A 17142-nucleotide genomic window follows, 5' to 3' on the forward strand; every position below is an offset into this window, starting at 1 on the left:
AGCTTCGTCGCCTTGTCCTGATTTAAATTTAATCCACTATATAACCAAAACCGCTAAACCTGAAAGCAAACATTATTTCCATCGTCTGAAACGTCGGTATAAAGTGTGCCCGTCAAATATCCGGAGAACAAAATGACTGTCCGCACAACCGCCCTTTTCGCTGCTGCCATTCTAGTAGCATGCTCGCCGCAATCCGAACAAAACACCGCTTCACCGTCTTTACCTGCGGCAGACGGCAAAGGTGTGAAACTATTGAATGTTTCTTATGATGTGGCACGAGATTTTTATAAAGAATACAACCCATTGTTTGTCAGGGAATATCAAAGTAAACACAAGGGCGCAGACATAGACATCCAACAGTCGCACGGCGGTTCCAGCAAACAGGCATTGTCTGTTGCCAACGGGCTGGCGGCAGATGTCGTTACCATGAACCAGACTTCCGACATCCAATTATTAGAACAAAAAGGGCTGATTAAACCCGATTGGGCAAAACGTCTGCCCGATAACGCTGTTCCTTATACCAGCGTAACCGTTTTTCTGGTTCGTAAAGGTAATCCCAAACAAATCAAAGACTGGAGCGACTTAGCGAAAGACGGTATCAAAATCGTACTCGCTAATCCGAAAACGACGGGTAACGGCCGCTATGCTTTCCTTGGGGCATACGGTTACGGTTTGAAAGCCAATAACGGTGATGAAGCCAAAGCGCAGGAATTTGCCGCGTCCGTCCTGAAAAATACGCCTGTGTTTGAAAACGGCGGACGTGCTGCCACGACAACGTTCAGTCAGCGCAATATCGGCGACGTTTTGGTTACCTTTGAAAACGAGGCGAATCACGTCAGCAAAAAACTGACCCAAGATCAGTTTGAAATCGTTTATCCGCGCTATACCATTCTGTCTGAAACCCCTGTTGCCGTTGTGGACAGTGTTGCCGACAAGAAAGGTACTCAGGAAGCCGCCAAAGAATATTTGGAATATCTATGGAGCAAACCCGCGCAGGAGCTTGCCGCCAAACTCTACCTTCGCCCGCGCAATGCCGAAGTCTTTGCCGCACATAAAGCAGATTTCCCCGAAATCGAAACCTTCAGTCCCAACGAAAAATTCGGTACATGGGATAAAATCATGAAGAAATTCTTCGCTGACGGCGGTCTGGTCGATAAACTGTCGCCCAAAAGATAAGTTGGTACTTTGATGAGAAAAACGTCGTCTGAAAACCGGCTTGAGCAAAATCTGCCATGCCTGTTTTCAGACGACGTTGTGTTGAGATGCGACACGGTCAAGTACGGTCGCGTTGTATATGTCTCAATCGAAAATCTTATTTCTCTGATTTAGAGGTAGAGTTATGCTTTCTTTTTTGTTGCCAACCAGCACACGGCGGATCCGATGCATACCATCGCCGCACCTTGCCAAAATTCCGTAGGAAGCGGTGCGTCGAGCAGGAAGGATGAAATCAGGGCGGAGAAAACGGGAATAAAATAAGATGCGCCTGCCAAAACGGTCATATTGCCGCGCGAGATGCCGATATTCCACACTGCATAGCCCAAACCCATACAGGATGCGGCAGCAAGTGCGTATAAGACTGATTCAGTATCGAAATTGAGGCTGCCGTAGCTGCCTGCAAAATATTTTGCCCACAGGACGCAGGAAACGAGGAAAAAGAAAAAGCCGACGGCATTACCCTGCGCCTTAACCCGCGCGGTCAGTGTGCAATATGCCGCCCAAAACAGCGCGTCCAAGAGCGCCATGATATAGCCTGCGGGATTGGCGAGGACATTGCGGTAAATATGGGCGGGGGACAATCCGCCTTCCCCGCCCAAGACGATGGCGATGCCGATGAAGGATAGTGCAAAGCCTATGGCAATCCACCATTTTGCCGGCTGTTTGTTGAACCAGACCGCGCCGATGATGGTAAAAGTCGGCCATAAATAATTGACCATGCCGATTTCGACGGTTTGTCTGGCGTTGTCCGCATATCCGATGGAAAGGGACAGACACAGTTCGCAGCCGACAAAAAAGATACCTGCCCAAAAAAGGTAATTCCGGCTGAAGCGGCGCAAATCGGGTTTGCCGAAAATCAGCAGCAGCAATACCGTGGCAAGGCTGTACATGACTGCTGCGCCGCCTACCGCCCCCATGTGCAGGCTCAAGGTACGGATTAACCCGATAACGGAACTCCAAAAACAGACGGCAAAAAGGCCGATGAAGGTGGCCTGTTTCGGGGAGATGGGATAGGCGGTAAGACGGTACATGATGCGGTGTGTGTTGGATGTGTGGATGGAATGGCAGGAGACGGTAATGTTTTTGTTTGAATCTGCCTGTCTGCGTGTTCAAAAAGGTCGTCTGAAAACATAGCTTCATTGAACGATGCTTTCAGACGACCTTTGTATTGTTTTTCGGGAATCTAGGAAGAATTTGCTCTTTTTTAGAGAGTGATTCCACAGAAAAACGAAGGTTTTTTCAAGGGCGAATTATAATGGAATAGATGGTAGACAAACAAGATGGCATAATGCCTGAATCTTATTCCATCTTTGCAAAAAAAGGTCGTCTGAAAATCTGTTTCAACGAAATCAAACGTTGAAGCCCGTTTTCAGACGACCTTGTGTTTTTGTGGAAGGATTAATAATCCACTTTGATTTTCGGCGTTTCGTTTTCCTGCTGTGCCGCTTCGTATTCTTCTTCCAACTCAAACCGCAGCGGATACAAATTCAGTTTTTCCATCAGCAGGCGGTCGCCGTCTTCGTCAGGGTTTTCGGTGGTTAAGAGCTTGTCGCCGTAGAAAATCGAGTTCGCGCCCGCCATGAAACACATTGCCTGCATGGATTCGGGCATATTACTGCGCCCTGCCGACAGGCGGACGTAGCTCTCGGGCATGGTAATCCGTGCTACGGCGATGGTGCGGACAAACTCCGTCCAGTCCAAATCTTCGGCATCGGCAAGCGGAGTGCCTTCCACTTTAACCAACTGGTTAATCGGCACGCTTTCGGGCTGCGGATCGAGATTGGCGAGGCTGGCAATCAGTCCGGCACGCTCGGCACGGGTTTCGTTCATGCCGACGATACCGCCGCAGCAGACTTTCAAACCGGCGTTGCGGACTTTGCCCAAGGTATCCATGCGGTCTTCGTGTTTGCGGGTATGGATGATGTCGTTGTAGCGCTCGGGGTCGGTGTCGAGATTGTGGTTGTAGTAATCCAAACCTGCTTTTTTGAAGTCTTCCGCCATGCCGTCTTCGAGCATACCAAACGTGCCACAGGTTTCCATGCCCAATCCTTTGACGGCTTTGATGATTGCGGAAACCGTCTCCACGTCTTTGGGTTTGGGGCCGCGCCATGCCGCGCCCATGCAGAAACGGCTTGCGCCGCGCGATTTGGCGATTTTGGCTTTTTCAACGATTTCGTCCACATCCATCATCTGTTCTTTGCCCAGATTGGTGTTGTGGTGCGCCGATTGCGGGCAGTAGGCGCAGTCTTCGGGGCAGCCGCCGGTTTTGATGGACAACAGGGTGGAAAGCTGGATTTCGCGCGGGTTGAAATTCTGACGGTGGATTTCAGCGGCTTGGTAAACGAGGTCGAGGAAGGGAAGTCTGAACAGGGCTTCGACATCGCATTTTTTCCAATAACGCGCGGTTGGATGCGGCTTGCGCTCGATCTTACGGCGCAAGGCGACGGGAGAGATGGTCATAGTGTGTTCTTTCGTGTTTACAGCGGCGCAATGACGCTGACTGCCTGACTGTCGGCGCAATGACGGCAGCGGCACGGTTGGAGTGAAACGTCGTCTGAAAACAGACGAGGAGAAAGTGTAACGCGTTTGAAAAACGGGGGCAAAAAATTCTGTTCGGCGGTTAGCAAAGGCTTGACAAATTCTGCTTGTTTTTTAGGAGTTTTATCTGCCTGTTTTTTAATCAATCATATTTTCTTCCTTTATATCAATCATTAATTTGATATATCCACAGCGCAATTCACATAAAGCATGGATAATCGGAAGAAGGTAAGGAGGTGTTTTTCCCGCTTATCCTGATTTTCAGAATGTTGGGAAAAGGTCGTCTGAAACATACACGGTAATTTCAGACGACCTTTTTACATTTAATTTTTACACCTATCAGGCTTGATGAAGTTTGCGGATACAGTCCACTTCTTCTTTGCTGCCCATGAAGACGGCGACGCGTTGGTGCAATCCGACCGGCTCGACATCCAGCATGTCGATTTGTCCGTCGAAAGCCGCTCCGCCTGCCTGTTCCAAAATCAGGCTCATCGGGTTGGCTTCGTACATCAGGCGCAGTTTTCCCGGTTTGGAGAGATCGCGTTTGTCTTGAGGATACATGAACACGCCGCCGCGCATCAGGATGCGGTGGATTTCGGCAACCATGCTGGCAACCCAGCGCATATTGTAGTTTTTACCGCGACTGTCGGTTTCACCTGCCAGCAGTTCGTCGATATAGCGTTGGACGGGCGGCAGCCAATGGCGGCGGTTGGACATATTGATGGCAAATTCTTTGGTGGTTTCAGGAACGCGCGGATTTTCTTTGGTCATCACAAAATTGCCGTCCTCGTCCAAAGTAAAGACGGAAACACCGTGTCCGACGGTCAAGACCAGTTGGGTTTGCGGGCCGTATAAAACATAACCTGCGGCAACTTGATCTCGGCCTTTTTGCAAAAATGACGCCGTTTCCAAATCGCCTTCGGGTTTCTCCAAAATGGAAAAAATCGTGCCGACGGAGATGTTGACATCAATGTTGGACGAGCCGTCCAGCGGGTCGAATAAAACCAAATAGCGTCCGTCAGGATGGGCGGCGACAAAAGTGTCTTCCTCTTCGCTTGCCAAACCGGCAACAGACGGATTGTCTTTTAAGATACGGATGAGAATATCGTTGGCGATAACGTCGAGTTTCTTTTGGTCTTCACCTTGGATGTTGCCCGTACCTGCCATGCCCAAAACGCCTGAAAGCGCACCCAGGCGGACTTTTCCGCTGATTTCGCTACAGGCGGAGATGACGGATTCGAATACGCTGCCTAATTGTTCGGGCAGGGCGTTTTGCTGTAAATGTTCCGGAAGGAATTGCGCGAATGTGGTCATGTCAAACTCGATTTCTTGAATGATTTTGAAAAACGTCCGAAAAAGATTCAGACGAGGTTTGAAGAAGGAGGGAGTGTTTATTTGCTGTCTGAAGCGGCGCGCTTGCCGTCCAATCCGACAGTTTCTTTCAAACAGTCCGTGGTGCTCTGTTTGATTTGTTCTTTGACGTTTTCACTGATATTGCCCGACAGGATGGCAGACATATCTTCCACCGAAATGCGGTCTGCCATCTTTTCGGCAGTGCAGGTGCAGACTTGAAGTACGGTTTCTTCCGAAAGCAGGCTTGTTTTCGGTACTTTGGCGACGCATTGCTCTGTTGCGCCTTCTACAAAACCTTTGCGGAATTCGCTTTTGAATTTGTCGGTAACGCTGTCGGAAGACCCGTCTGAACAGGCGGTCGCGGCAAGAACGAGGAATAAGGATAATACGTTGGTTTTTTTCATCATCGTACAGGAAGGATAAGTTTGGTTCATTGTAATTTAAAACCGCTGCGCCTGCCAGCCGGAGGCTGCGAGGCTTCAGACGACATAGGTTTGCACAACTTAAGGTATAATGACGCCCCGCACGCAACGGAGGCTTCCGGTTGCAGGCAGAAGAATAACAAGAAAGAGTATCAGGACTATGTTGAAAAAATGGCTGAACAAAGTTTTGTCCGGCAGACAGAGCAGACAAACCGAGGTTCGCAAGGAAATCATCCCCGCTGAAGAGTACCGCATCAACGCGGATATGATCAGTTTCGCAGCGGAAAAAACCGTCAAACGTCTGCAAGAGAAAGGATTCAAAGCCTACATCGTAGGTGGGGCGGTCAGAGATTTGTTGTTGGGCGTAGAGCCTAAAGACTTCGATGTCGCTACCAATGCCACGCCGGAGCAGGTAAGAAAAATTTTCCGCCGCAGCCGCATCATCGGCAGGCGTTTCCAAATCGTCCATGTCATGACAGGTCCGGAAACCATAGAAGTAACGACATTCCGCGGCGGCGGCAAGGTGCAGCAAAACGCGCACGGCAGGATTATGAAAGACAACACTTATGGCAGCATAGAAGAAGACGCGATGCGCCGCGACTTTACCTGCAATGCGTTGTATTACGATCCGATACGCGAAGAAATTTTGGATTTCCATAACGGCGTCAACGATATAGCCGCCAGAAGCCTGGTTATGATAGGCGATGCTGCGGAGCGGTATCGTGAAGATCCTGTCCGTATCCTGCGCGCCGTACGCTTGTCGGGCAAACTTGGTTTTTCGGTGGAGGAATCCACTGCCGCTCCGATTCCGGAGTATGCAGGTCATCTGAAACACGAACCTGTCGCCCGCCTGTTTGACGAAATCATGAAGCTGCTGTTTTCCGGCCATGCGCGGGAATGTTTGAAAAAGCTCAACAGCTTGGGTGTTTCAGACGATATCCATCCGCTTTTGACTGCGTTGAAATCGGCAAAAAAGGCTGAAAACCGCATTATTTCGCTTGCACTGAAAAACACTGACGAGCGGCTGCGTCAGGAGAAATCGGTTTCAGTCGGCTTCGTCTTGGCTGCCGTACTGTGGCCGGATGTCAACCGACGCTGGCAACAGAATCTGGCACAGGGGCAAAAGCCTGCGCCTGCACTGACAGACGCTATCGAATCCCTGCGGAGCGATGTTGAAAAAGGTTGGGGCGTTCCGCAGCGTTTTGCCGCGACCATGCGGGAAATCTGGCAGTTCCAACCGCAATTCGAACAGATGCGCGGCGCCCGTCCGCACCGCCTGCTCGCGCAGCAGCGTTTCCGGGCTGCTTACGACTTTCTGGTGTTGCGCGGCGAAGTGGGCGAGATTGACCGCCAAACGGTCGAATGGTGGAACAGTTTCCAGCATGCCGATGAGGGTTTACGCAACGAAATGACGACAAACCATGCTCGTGCGCAGGGAAATGAAGGTGTAAAAAAGAAACGCCGCCGCCGTCCGCGCAAAAAGAAAACGGAACAAGGGCAATAGCGATAATAGTCGAAAAGTCGTCTGAAAACGGGAATGACAGGTTTTCAGACGACTTTTTTCATGGAGTTAGAACGGTTGTTTCAAATTTGCCAATATTTTAAGAAATTCAACTGAAAAGGTCGTCTGAAAACTATATTTCAGACGACCTTTCCTATATTTTCACTTAATCATCAAACCATTCAGTCTTTCGCCGTATTCATCAGCCGCAGGGCTTTGAGGCGGCCGATTTCTTTTTGGTATTCCACCAAGCCGATAAATGTTCCGCTTCTGTCGTAAACGCGGATGGGCCGGTCGGTGGAGATGTCTTCGGTAAACTGCGGGCGTTGGCCACATTTGAGCATGGTTACGGCGCGGTCGTTCAGTTCGATTTTTGGGAGGTGCCGCACTAAAACGTCGCAGGGCAGGAGCAGGGCGTCGCGGTCGGTTTCGTTTAATTCTGCCAAGGCTTCGAGCGTATGGCTTTCGCGGATGGTAAAACCGGCGGTTTCGGTGCGACGCAAGGCGGTCAGGTGGGCGAACGTGCCGATGTGTTTGGCGATGTCTTCGCTGAGGGTGCGGATGTAGGTGCCTTTGCTGCAACGTACGTCGATGACGGCTTTGGGTGCGTCAAACTCGGTAATATCGATGGCGTAAATGGTGATGTCGCGCGGTTTGCGTTCGATGACGATGCCTTTGCGGGCGTATTCGTACAGCGGTTTGCCTTCGTGTTTGAGGGCGGAAAACATCGGCGGCACTTGGCGGATGTTGCCCGTCAGGGCTTGGCATGCCCTCTGAAATTCGGCTAAGGAAATGTCGGCGCGGGCAGTGGCGATGATTTCGCCTTCGGCATCGCCGGTGCTGCTGGCTTTGCCGAGTTTCAGGGTGGCGGTGTAGGCTTTGTCGGCATCCAGCAGGTATTGGGCGAACTTGGTCGCTTCGCCGAAGCAGACGGGCAAAAGTCCGGTCGCCAAAGGATCGAGTACGCCGGTATGCCCCGCTTTTTCAGCGTTGTAGAGGCGGCGGGCTTTTTGCAGGGCGGTGTTGCTGGAAAGTCCTTCAGGCTTGTCGAGCAGGAGGACGCCGTTGACGGGGCGTTTGGCGGGTTTGGCGGTCATAGTGATGGAGAAGGGTAAGTGGCGGATGTGTGGGAGGGAAATGATGGCGAAAGGTCGTCTGAAAACAGACTCGCGCTTTGATTGCGGCGTTTTCAGACGACCTTTGCCTTTAATCTTCCACCGGTTTTTCGGCAGCTACTTGGTCGATGAGGCTGGAAATGCTCATGCCGCGTTCGAGCGATTCGTCGTATTTAAAGTGCAGTTCGGGCGTTTTGAAGAGTTTGATGCGTTTCGCCAGCTCGCTGCGCAGGTGGCCTTTGGCGTGTTCCAAGGCTTCTTCGGTGATGTCGCGGGTGCTGTCGTCGAGGACGGTGTAGAACACAGTCGCGTGGCTGTAATCGCGGGTGACTTCGACTTCGTTGATGGTGATGAAGCCTGCGCGCGGGTCTTTCAGGCCGGTGCGGACCAGCTCGGCCAGTTCGCGCATGATTTGTTCTTTGACACGGTCTTGGCGGGCATAGCCGCGTTGCGGTTTTCTCATGGTTTTCCTTAAACGGCGGCGGCCGTTTCAACTTTGTTTTCAGACCGCCTGTGTGAAATAAGTGCGGTATTATAACGGATATACGGCAATTTGAGGTCGTCTGAAAAGGAGTTTGGTCATGCGGAAAATCAAAATCGGATTGGCGGGGTTCGGCATGTCGGCGCAGGTGTTCCATCTGCCGTTTTGGCGTGCGGATTCGCAGTTTGAAGTCGTGCGCGTGTTTGAACGCAGCGGCAATCAGGCACAGGAAGTCCTGCCGCAGGCGCAGACCGTGCGTTCGTTTGAGGAATTGCTTACCGACGATGTCGATTTGGTGGTCATTACCACGCCGAACCAGACGCATTTCGATTTTGCTGTTCAGGCTTTAAGGGCGGGTAAAAATGTGGTGGTGGAAAAACCGTTGTGCGCCACGGCGGCGCAAGCCTTGGAACTGGCGGAACTCGCCGAGCGGCAGGGCGTATTGCTGACCGCTTACCAAAACCGCCGCTGGGACAGCGCGCCGCTGACCGCCAAAAAGCTGCTTTCAGACGACCTTTTAGGCGAAATTGTGGATGCGGAATTCCGTTTTGAACGTTATGCGGCTACATTGAACAAAAAACGCTGGAAGGAAACCGGCGAGGCGGGCGTAGGGCTGGTGTACGACTTGGGTTCGCACCTCATGGATATGGCGGTCGATATTTTCGGGATGCCCGACGAACTTTACGCCGACGTGCGCTATCAACATGACGGAGCAGTCAGCGATGATAATTTCTATATCGCGCTTTATTACGCCGACGGCAAAAAAGTCGCCCTGACCGCAAGCAAATATGCCCGCGAACCTTTGCCGTTCATGACCTTGCACGGTAAACGCGGTTCATACGTCAAACAAAACGCCGACAACCAAGAAGCCCTGCTGCTCGGCGGCGCGCAACCCGTCGGGGCGTGGAGCCGTGAACCGGAAGACGAATGGGGCATCCTGCACACAGAAATCGACGGGGCAGTCGTCCGCAAAAAAATCGAAAGCGTCAGCGGAAATTATGCGGCGTTTTATGAAAACCTTTATGACGCCCTGCAAAGCAAGACTCCCGCAGCGGTGCAGCCGCGCCAAGTAGCGGAGGTGCTGGGGTTACTGGAAAAAGTATATGAAAGCCCGAAATCAGGGTATCGGGTGAAGGTGTAGAGAGATTAAAAGTTAAAAGGGAGCAGAATTTCTGAAATTTTTTAAAATACAGAAGATTAACTTGGAAGTCGCTATTTTCTCCTATGTCTGTGCGAGGACAGGCTATGGTGGAAATCCAGATCTTGGGTATTTCGTCGGTAACATTTAAAAATTGCCGTAATTTCTAATTTCCAGATGCCTACCTCTATAGGAATGACGATGTAGGTATTTCTATCATTTTTAGGGCTATGTTTCTGTTGAGTGCGGAAAGGTCGTCTGAAAACTTTTTAGCGGAACACGCTATATTTGTTTTCAGACGACCTTTCGTATTTTTAATTGGAAGTTAGGCAGAGGCTTATTCTTCCGGACGTTCGCCGTCGGTGTCGTCCAGTTTGCCTTCGGTAATATCAACGTTGATTCCTACGGCAGCGCGGATTTTGGCGTCGATTTCGTTGGCGATTTCCGGGTTTTCTTTCAACCATACGCGGACGTTGTCTTTGCCTTGTCCGATTTTTGCGCCGTTGTAGCTGTACCATGCGCCTGATTTTTCAACGATGCCGTATTTGACGCCAAGGTCGATCAGTTCGCCTTCCCAGCTTACGCCTTCGCCGTACAGGATATCGAATTCGGCTTGGCGGAACGGAGGGGCGACTTTGTTTTTGATGACTTTGACTTTAGTTTCGTTGCCGATAACGTCGTCGCCTTTTTTGATTTGTCCGGTGCGACGGATGTCGAGGCGGACAGAGGCGTAGAATTTGAGGGCGTTGCCGCCGGTGGTGGTTTCGGGGCTGCCGAACATCACGCCGATTTTCATACGGATTTGGTTGATGAAGACGACCAGTGTGTTGGTGCGTTTGATGTGGCCGGTCAGTTTGCGCAAGGCTTGGCTCATCAGGCGGGCTTGCAGGCCGACGTGGCTGTCGCCCATTTCGCCTTCGATTTCGGCTTTGGGAACGAGGGCGGCTACGGAGTCGACAACGACCATATCCACACCGCCGGAACGTACCAGCGTGTCGCAGATTTCCAGAGCCTGCTCGCCGGTGTCAGGTTGGGAGAGGTAGAGTTCTTCCACTTTAATGCCGAGTTTGCGGGCGTAAACAGGGTCGAAGGCGTGTTCGGCGTCGATGAAGGCACAGATGCCTCCGTTTTTCTGGCATTGGGCAATGGCTTCGAGACAGAGCGTGGTTTTACCGGAAGATTCCGGGCCGAAGATTTCGACGACACGACCGCGCGGCAGACCGCCGACGCCGAGTGCCAAGTCTAGGCCGAGCGAGCCGGTGGAGATGACGTCAAGGTTTTCTTCTTGCTGGCTGCCATCCATTTTCATGATGGAGCCTTTGCCGAAGTTTTTTTCAATTTGGGCAAGGGCGGCGGCTAAGGCTTTGCTTTTTTCATCTGACATGATGCTGTTCTCGTAAGGGATGTTATCAAAGTAGCTAAGAATTTGTTTAGCTATTATCGCATAAATTAAGAAAAAGTATAGTTTTATTTCGTATTTTGGATAGTTTATTGTTAACTATCTGAATTATATAATTTATGAGTTGTATGTTCGGATGTATTAAGAGTGCTAAAAGGTCGTCTGAAACCGAATATTTCATTTTCAGACGACCTTTTGGGATTGGAACTCAATAAATAATGTTTTTGCCGTAACTTTCTAAAATCGATTTGATTTTGAGGATGGTTTCTTTGGGAGGCGGATGTACGCCGGTGAGTTTGTAGGTGTCGCCGCACAATGCCCATTTGTGCGCACCCAGTTCGTGATAAGGGAGAAGCTCGACCATTTCGATATTGTCCATGTCTGCGATGAATTCGCCGAGCAGGTGGGCGGAACGGTCGTCGTCGGTATAGCCCGGGACGACGACGTAGCGGACGCGGGCGGGCTGTTTGCGTTCGGCGAGGTAGTGAGCGAATTTGAGGGTTTTGGTGTTGGGGATGCCGACGAGGACTTTATGGATTTCGGGGTCGATTTGTTTTAAATCGAGCATGACGAGGTTGGTGTGGTCGAGCAGGTCGTCAAGGATGGAATCGTAATGCAGGGCGTAGCCGTTGCTGTCGAGGCAGGTATGGATGTCGTGTTCGTGGCAGGCGGTAAACCAGTCGCGTACGAATTCGTATTGCAGGAGCGGTTCGCCCCCTGTGGCGGTAACGCCGCCGCCTGTGGCGCGCAGGTAGTGGCGGTAAGACATGACTTGCTTCATGACTTCGGGCACGGTCATTTCTTGAGCTTGTTCGGTGTGCAAGTCCCATGTGTCGCGGTTGTGGCAGTAGAGGCAGCGCATCAGACAGCCTTGCAGGAAAAGGACGTAGCGCAATCCGGGACCGTCCACTGCGCCGCAGGATTCTACGGAATGGACGATGCCTTTGCCGTTGTAGTGGCGGTGTCCGAGGTCTTTGGCGGGGGCGGGTGTTTCGGGGTTGATGGCGATGGTTGTCTGCATGGTGTCTGATGTACCGGATATTGGGGTCGTCTGAAAACTTGTTTTTGTGTTGCAGAGGGTTCTTCTTATTGGATTAATGCGCGGGCATTATGTTCCCTGTTGTGAGAAGTTTATGGGCTGTTTTTAAATAGGTAAACGGGATTTAATGATAACTCTATCCTTGTAAATTTTTTGCCGCTTTCGCTACTTTATAGGCCTGTATCGCTTCACCGATACCTAGAACCGCACCCAGCAAAGCAAACAGGTAATCGGCAGCGGTCTGTGCTTGTACAAAACTCTGTATATCACCGATAATTGGAATAAATCCCGTCTGAAGAAGCTGTTTTTCAGACAGGCATTTATTACAAACATTGGTATTTTATCCCGCCCAGTATTCGCTACCGTCTTCGGGATCTATCCATACGGCGTAGGCAGGAGCCTCGACCGTAAGCCACATTCGAATATCAAACGGGGCATAGCCGGGAAGTGGATTGGGTTCGATTTCATATTCAGGCCATACTTCCCTAAATATCCGCTCCCATTCTTCGGGCGTATGCTCGATGATTTGCCCGTCGCGTTGCAGTTTCAGATGACCTCTGCGCAGCAGCTCTTTGAAAAGAATAAAGAACGCTTCGGTTTTCTCTTCAAAATCGCTGGAAAAGTCTTTGATGGTCGACCACAAACAACTCAAAGGAAGCCCATAGTTGATAGTGAACTCTACATCATCTTCTAAACGATTTTGATACCGTTTATGAACATCGTGATTATTCAATTTTCTCATTTGAATTTTATTTCCCTATTGTACTGGCTTCGGTCGTCTTGATTTGGAGTTAATCCACTATATTATCAAACCATTGCTTCAGGCAAAATCAAGCCGGGTTCCGGATAATCCGTCCCCCGGCTTGGTTTACTGTAAACCCTTTGCTTTACATGGTTTGTGTAAAGGTGCGGGTAATCACGTCAAGCTGTTGTTCGCGGGTCAGCGAGTTGAAGCGTACGGCGTAACCGGACACGCGGATGGTCAGTTGCGGATATTTGTCCGGATTGTTCATCGCGTCTTCCAGCGTTTCGCGGGTCAGTACGTTGACGTTCAAGTGTTGACCGCCTTCCAATTCGCCTTCTTCGTGGTGGAAGTAGCCGTCCATCAAACCTGCGAGGTTGCGTTCGCGTGAGCTTTCGTCTTTACCCAATGCGCCCGGCACGATGGAGAAGGTGTAGGAAATACCGTCTTTGGCGAACTCGAACGGCAATTTGGCTACGGAGGTCAGCGAAGCGACGGCACCGTTGACATCGCGACCGTGCATCGGGTTGGCACCAGGACCGAACGGTGCGCCTGCGCGGCGGCCGTCCGGCGTGTTGCCGGTTTTTTTGCCGTACACGACGTTGGAGGTAATGGTCAACACGGACTGGGTCGGCGTTGCGTTGCGGTAAGTTTTGTGGGTCGCCACTTTTTTCATGAAGCGTTCCACCAAGTCGCAGGCAATGTCGTCCACGCGGTCGTCGTTGTTACCGAACTGCGGATATTCGCCTTCGATTTCAAAGTCGACGGCAATACCGTTTTCGTCGCGAATCGGTTTGACTTTGGCGTATTTGATGGCGGACAGCGAGTCGGCGGCCACAGACAAACCGGCGATACCGCAGGCCATAGTGCGTTTCACGTCGCGGTCGTGCAGCGCCATCAGCGCAGCTTCGTAGCTGTATTTGTCATGCATGTAATGGATGATGTTCAGCGCGGTAATGTATTGGGTTGCCAGCCAATCCATGAATTGATCCATGCGCGCAAAGACAGTGTCGTAGTCCAAGACTTCGTCCAAAATGGGTTCGGTTTTCGGGCCGACTTGGTCTTTGGATTTTTCGTCCACGCCGCCGTTGATCGCGTACAGCAGGGTTTTCGCCAAGTTGGCGCGGGCGCCGAAGAACTGCATTTGTTTGCCGACAATCATCGGGCTCACGCAGCAGGCAATAGCGTAGTCATCGCTATTGAAGTCAGGACGCATCAAGTCGTCGTTTTCGTATTGGATAGACGAAGTGTCGATGGATACTTTGGCGCAGTATTCTTTAAAGCCTTGTGGCAGTTGTTCAGACCACAATACGGTGATGTTCGGCTCAGGAGACGGTCCCATGTTGTACAAGGTGTGCAGCACGCGGAAGTTGGTGCGCGTTACCAGCGTGCGGCCGTCCAAACCCATACCGCCGATGGATTCGGTTGCCCAAATCGGGTCGCCGGAGAAGAGTTGGTCGTATTCGGGCGTGCGCAGGAAACGAACCATACGCAGTTTCATCACCAAATGGTCGATAAATTCTTGCGCTTGGGTTTCAGTAATCACGCCGTTTTTCAGGTCGCGCTCAATGTAGATGTCCAAGAACGAAGACACACGGCCAAAGGACATGGCGGCGCCGTTTTGCGATTTAACGGCGGCAAGATAGGCGAAGTAAGTCCATTGGATGGCTTCCTGCGCATTTTTCGCAGGGCCGGAAATATCGTAGCCGTAAGAGGCTGCCATTTCTTTCATTTGACCTAAGGCTTTGTATTGGTCGTTGATTTCCTCGCGACGGCGGATGACTTCTTCCAAATCCACACCGTTTTCCAAATTGGCTTGCAGTGAATTGAATTGGTTGAATTTGTCTTTCATCAAGAAGTCAATACCGTACAATGCCACGCGGCGGTAGTCGCCGATAATACGGCCGCGACCGTAAGCGTCCGGCAAACCGGTAATCACGCCTGATTTGCGGCAACGGCGGATATCAGGCGTATAAACGTCAAACACGCCTTGGTTATGGGTTTTACGGTATTTGGTGAAGATTTCGCTGACTTCGGGGTTCAATTCAACGTTGTACACTTTGCACGCGTCTTGTACCATTCTCAAACCGCCAAACGGCATGATTGAGCGTTTCAGAGGCTCGTCCGTTTGCAGGCCGACAATGGTTTCCAAATCTTTATTGATATAGCCCGGCGCATGGCTGGTAATGCCGGACACGACTTGCGCATCAATTTTGTAAGGTTCGTGCGTGCGGTTTTCGACTTTGATGCCTTCCATCACGTCCGCCCACAGTTTGGTCGTTGCCTCAGTCGCAGGCGCGAGGAAAGACGCATCGCCTTCATAAGGCGTGTAGTTCTTTTGAATAAAATCGCGCACATCGACATTGGTTTCCCAATTACCGCCGACAAAACCTTCCCAAGCAGCAGGGCGTTGTTGTACATCGGTTGTCATATCAAGCTCCTAATTTGTCAGATAGAATTTATAGGTAGTAAAAAATTTACCTTTACAGAATAGCAGTTTAGCTCTATGAAGTGTAATGATTGGCGGAGATGTGAACGCATACCCGATGCTTTTTTGACTTACATCAATGAGAACTGTTATTACTTAAGACTACATCTTATCTTTCAATCCCTTAGCATGTAAACAAGTGTAGAATACAAAATTAAGCCCTGAAAACTTGTCCGGTTTTCAGGGCTTTTGTATGGGATTGGGGTTTCACAGGATTACATATTCTTTAGAAGAGATAAGTCGTCTGAAAGACCGAAATACTGTTTTTCAGACGAGTTTGATGTAAAAAAAAACGGCATATCCAAAAAGATATGCCGTTTATGGGTGCAGGGACTGCTATATTTGGCAGTGGTTTGTGTTTTAGTCCTCTTGCGCCGCTGTTTGCAGGTAGTTCGGCAAACCGATTTTGCCGATCAGCTCCTGCTGGGTTTCGAGCCAGTCGATGTGCTCTTCGTTGATGTCTTTTTGTTTTTCCAACAAATCACGGCTGACATAGTCTTGCTGTTGTTCCGCGATGGCGATGGCAGCGACGAGGGCATCGTGTTTTTCCTGTTCTTTTGTCAAATCGCAGGTCAGGATTTCCTCGGTTGATTCGCCGATAAGCAGTTTGCCCAATTCTTGCAGATTAGGCAGACCTTCCAAGAACAAAATACGCTCGATTAAATCGTCCGCGGATTTCATTTCGCGGATGGATTGTTTGAAGAAATGTTCGCCCAATTCCTCAAAGCCCCAGTTTTTCAAAATGCGGGCATGCAGGAAATATTGGTTGATGGTAACCAAGAGCAAGCCCAAGTTTTTATTCAATTCGCGGATAACTAAGCGATCGCCTTTCATTTTCAGCTCCTTATACGCTTAATTACAGTTGGCTTTGGTAGTAGTTGCCTTCGCCGACGAGTTCGATCAGGCGCAGTTGTTGTTCCAGCCAGTGCGCGTGATCTTCTTCAGTGTCTTTCAACTGGGCAATCATCAAATCACGGGTAACGTAGTCTTGTGCTTCTTCGCACAGTTTGATGCCTTTTTTCAACGCATCGCGCACTTCGTATTCGGTGTTCAAATCCGCTTTCAGGCAGGAGATCACGTCGGTACCGATGTTCAGTTCGGCACGGGTCATTTTAGGTGTACCGCCCAGCATCAGGATACGGCGGATGAAGTCTTCGGCGTGCGTAGTTTCTTCTTCCATCTCATGATTCAAACGTTCGAACAGTTTGTTGTAGCCCCATTCGGAGTACAGGCGTGAGTGGATGAAGTATTGATCGCGTGCAGCCAGCTCACCGGACAACAGTTCGTTCATGTAATCGATAACAGATTGATTGCCTTGCATAATTTTTTCTCTTTCTTTGGAGTTATTAAAGTCTCTAAAAGACGGGTTGCGTGTCGTTTCTTGATGACTGAATTGTATGAAAAAGTCTGATGCTTGACAAATTTTCTATTTAAAATACAAACAATTATCAAAAAAAACAGTGAGCTTAAAAGGTCGTCTGAAAATTCAATATTTTGTTTTATATAGATATTTGTTGCCATTGGTATTAAGAATCCATTTCATCGTTCAAAAACATTTACACTCTTTAACCATAAACAAAAGCAAATAAATTACAAAATTCAATCAAATTTTATTATTAATTATTCTCAAATGCCTTTACCGCCAAACGCCTGAACGAATCACATTCAAGCCAAAGCAAAAACCCTACCAATTCAAATTTAATCTACTGTG

The 17142-nt window shown here is 50.0% G+C and carries 16 protein-coding genes; 3 read left to right on the plus strand and 13 right to left on the minus strand.

Annotated elements, in window-relative coordinates; translation table 11 throughout:
- Positions 1–132 precede the first annotated feature (132 nt).
- A complete protein-coding gene (locus NSCA4_RS0107510; RefSeq protein ID WP_016687555.1) occupies positions 133–1176 on the plus strand; it encodes a sulfate ABC transporter substrate-binding protein in 1044 nt (347 codons plus the stop codon).
- Positions 1177–1337: 161 nt separating this feature from the next.
- On the opposite strand, the gene yddG is transcribed toward NSCA4_RS0107510, so the two are convergent.
- From yddG to NSCA4_RS0107540, 5 genes are all read right to left on the minus strand, one after another.
- Entirely contained in the window at positions 1338–2246 is a 909-nt protein-coding gene (yddG, locus tag NSCA4_RS0107515; RefSeq protein WP_016687556.1) for an aromatic amino acid DMT transporter YddG, read from the minus strand.
- Between the two features lie 367 nt (positions 2247–2613).
- On the minus strand, positions 2614–3675 hold the full coding sequence (gene bioB / locus NSCA4_RS0107525) for a biotin synthase BioB (RefSeq protein ID WP_016687558.1): 1062 nt from the start codon (positions 3673–3675) through the stop codon (positions 2614–2616).
- 17 nt (positions 3676–3692) lie between these two features.
- Positions 3693–3899: a hypothetical protein gene (locus NSCA4_RS15070; protein ID WP_016687559.1), complete on the minus strand. Its 207-nt coding sequence runs from the start codon at positions 3897–3899 to the stop codon at positions 3693–3695.
- Positions 3900–4092: 193 nt separating this feature from the next.
- Positions 4093–5067 carry a class 1 fructose-bisphosphatase gene (locus tag NSCA4_RS0107535; RefSeq protein WP_016687560.1) on the minus strand — a complete coding sequence of 325 codons (975 nt, stop codon included), beginning with the start codon at positions 5065–5067 and terminating at the stop codon, positions 4093–4095.
- A gap of 77 nt (positions 5068–5144) precedes the next feature.
- On the minus strand, positions 5145–5540 hold the full coding sequence (locus tag NSCA4_RS0107540) for a hypothetical protein (RefSeq protein ID WP_016687561.1): 396 nt from the start codon (positions 5538–5540) through the stop codon (positions 5145–5147).
- A gap of 148 nt (positions 5541–5688) precedes the next feature.
- Between NSCA4_RS0107540 and NSCA4_RS0107545 the strand changes: the two genes are divergently transcribed.
- Positions 5689–7032: a polynucleotide adenylyltransferase PcnB gene (locus NSCA4_RS0107545; protein WP_016687562.1), complete on the plus strand. Its 1344-nt coding sequence runs from the start codon at positions 5689–5691 to the stop codon at positions 7030–7032.
- A 179-nt stretch (positions 7033–7211) separates the two neighbouring features.
- Here the strand turns inward: NSCA4_RS0107545 and truB are convergent, their stop codons facing one another.
- Both truB and rbfA read right to left on the minus strand, forming a co-directional pair.
- On the minus strand, positions 7212–8126 hold the full coding sequence (truB, locus tag NSCA4_RS0107550) for a tRNA pseudouridine(55) synthase TruB (RefSeq protein ID WP_016687563.1): 915 nt from the start codon (positions 8124–8126) through the stop codon (positions 7212–7214).
- A 109-nt stretch (positions 8127–8235) separates the two neighbouring features.
- Positions 8236–8607 (minus strand): 30S ribosome-binding factor RbfA, encoded by a 372-nt coding sequence (gene rbfA, locus NSCA4_RS0107555; RefSeq protein ID WP_003685554.1) that lies wholly within the window; start codon positions 8605–8607, stop codon positions 8236–8238.
- Between the two features lie 118 nt (positions 8608–8725).
- Between rbfA and NSCA4_RS0107560 the strand changes: the two genes are divergently transcribed.
- Positions 8726–9766, plus strand: a complete 1041-nt coding sequence (locus NSCA4_RS0107560; RefSeq protein WP_016687564.1) for a Gfo/Idh/MocA family oxidoreductase — start codon at positions 8726–8728, stop codon at positions 9764–9766.
- Positions 9767–10100: 334 nt separating this feature from the next.
- On the opposite strand, the gene recA is transcribed toward NSCA4_RS0107560, so the two are convergent.
- The 6 genes from recA to bfr (NSCA4_RS0107590) form a co-directional block, all read right to left on the minus strand.
- Positions 10101–11147 carry a recombinase RecA gene (gene recA, locus NSCA4_RS0107565; protein ID WP_016687565.1) on the minus strand — a complete coding sequence of 349 codons (1047 nt, stop codon included), beginning with the start codon at positions 11145–11147 and terminating at the stop codon, positions 10101–10103.
- Positions 11148–11370: 223 nt separating this feature from the next.
- A complete protein-coding gene (gene pflA, locus NSCA4_RS0107570) occupies positions 11371–12183 on the minus strand; it encodes a pyruvate formate lyase 1-activating protein (RefSeq protein WP_016687566.1) in 813 nt (270 codons plus the stop codon).
- Positions 12184–12541: 358 nt separating this feature from the next.
- Entirely contained in the window at positions 12542–12943 is a 402-nt protein-coding gene (locus tag NSCA4_RS0107575) for a DUF596 domain-containing protein (RefSeq protein WP_016687567.1), read from the minus strand.
- A 145-nt stretch (positions 12944–13088) separates the two neighbouring features.
- A complete protein-coding gene (gene pflB, locus NSCA4_RS0107580; protein ID WP_016687568.1) occupies positions 13089–15374 on the minus strand; it encodes a formate C-acetyltransferase in 2286 nt (761 codons plus the stop codon).
- A 417-nt stretch (positions 15375–15791) separates the two neighbouring features.
- Complete coding sequence (bfr, locus tag NSCA4_RS0107585) at positions 15792–16265, minus strand: bacterioferritin (protein ID WP_016687569.1); 474 nt, start codon at positions 16263–16265, stop codon at positions 15792–15794.
- A gap of 22 nt (positions 16266–16287) precedes the next feature.
- Positions 16288–16752 (minus strand): bacterioferritin, encoded by a 465-nt coding sequence (gene bfr, locus NSCA4_RS0107590; protein WP_016687570.1) that lies wholly within the window; start codon positions 16750–16752, stop codon positions 16288–16290.
- Positions 16753–17142: the final 390 nt, after the last annotated feature.

It is taken from the genome of Neisseria sicca 4320 (genome assembly GCF_000193735.1).
GTDB classification, from domain to species: domain Bacteria; phylum Pseudomonadota; class Gammaproteobacteria; order Burkholderiales; family Neisseriaceae; genus Neisseria; species Neisseria sicca_E.

What these genes read in the sequence shown, in the direction of transcription:
- NSCA4_RS0107510 (WP_016687555.1), top strand. Translation starts at nt 133, where the DNA reads ATGACTGTCCGCACAACCGCCCTTTTCGCTGCTGCCATTCTAGTAGCA.
- yddG (WP_016687556.1), bottom strand. Translation starts at nt 2,246, where the DNA reads ATGTACCGTCTTACCGCCTATCCCATCTCCCCGAAACAGGCCACCTTC.
- bioB (WP_016687558.1), bottom strand. Translation starts at nt 3,675, where the DNA reads ATGACCATCTCTCCCGTCGCCTTGCGCCGTAAGATCGAGCGCAAGCCG.
- NSCA4_RS0107535 (WP_016687560.1), bottom strand. Translation starts at nt 5,067, where the DNA reads ATGACCACATTCGCGCAATTCCTTCCGGAACATTTACAGCAAAACGCC.
- NSCA4_RS0107540 (WP_016687561.1), bottom strand. Translation starts at nt 5,540, where the DNA reads ATGAACCAAACTTATCCTTCCTGTACGATGATGAAAAAAACCAACGTA.
- NSCA4_RS0107545 (WP_016687562.1), top strand. Translation starts at nt 5,689, where the DNA reads ATGTTGAAAAAATGGCTGAACAAAGTTTTGTCCGGCAGACAGAGCAGA.
- truB (WP_016687563.1), bottom strand. Translation starts at nt 8,126, where the DNA reads ATGACCGCCAAACCCGCCAAACGCCCCGTCAACGGCGTCCTCCTGCTC.
- rbfA (WP_003685554.1), bottom strand. Translation starts at nt 8,607, where the DNA reads ATGAGAAAACCGCAACGCGGCTATGCCCGCCAAGACCGTGTCAAAGAA.
- NSCA4_RS0107560 (WP_016687564.1), top strand. Translation starts at nt 8,726, where the DNA reads ATGCGGAAAATCAAAATCGGATTGGCGGGGTTCGGCATGTCGGCGCAG.
- recA (WP_016687565.1), bottom strand. Translation starts at nt 11,147, where the DNA reads ATGTCAGATGAAAAAAGCAAAGCCTTAGCCGCCGCCCTTGCCCAAATT.
- pflA (WP_016687566.1), bottom strand. Translation starts at nt 12,183, where the DNA reads ATGCAGACAACCATCGCCATCAACCCCGAAACACCCGCCCCCGCCAAA.
- NSCA4_RS0107575 (WP_016687567.1), bottom strand. Translation starts at nt 12,943, where the DNA reads ATGAGAAAATTGAATAATCACGATGTTCATAAACGGTATCAAAATCGT.
- pflB (WP_016687568.1), bottom strand. Translation starts at nt 15,374, where the DNA reads ATGACAACCGATGTACAACAACGCCCTGCTGCTTGGGAAGGTTTTGTC.
- bfr (WP_016687569.1), bottom strand. Translation starts at nt 16,265, where the DNA reads ATGAAAGGCGATCGCTTAGTTATCCGCGAATTGAATAAAAACTTGGGC.
- bfr (WP_016687570.1), bottom strand. Translation starts at nt 16,752, where the DNA reads ATGCAAGGCAATCAATCTGTTATCGATTACATGAACGAACTGTTGTCC.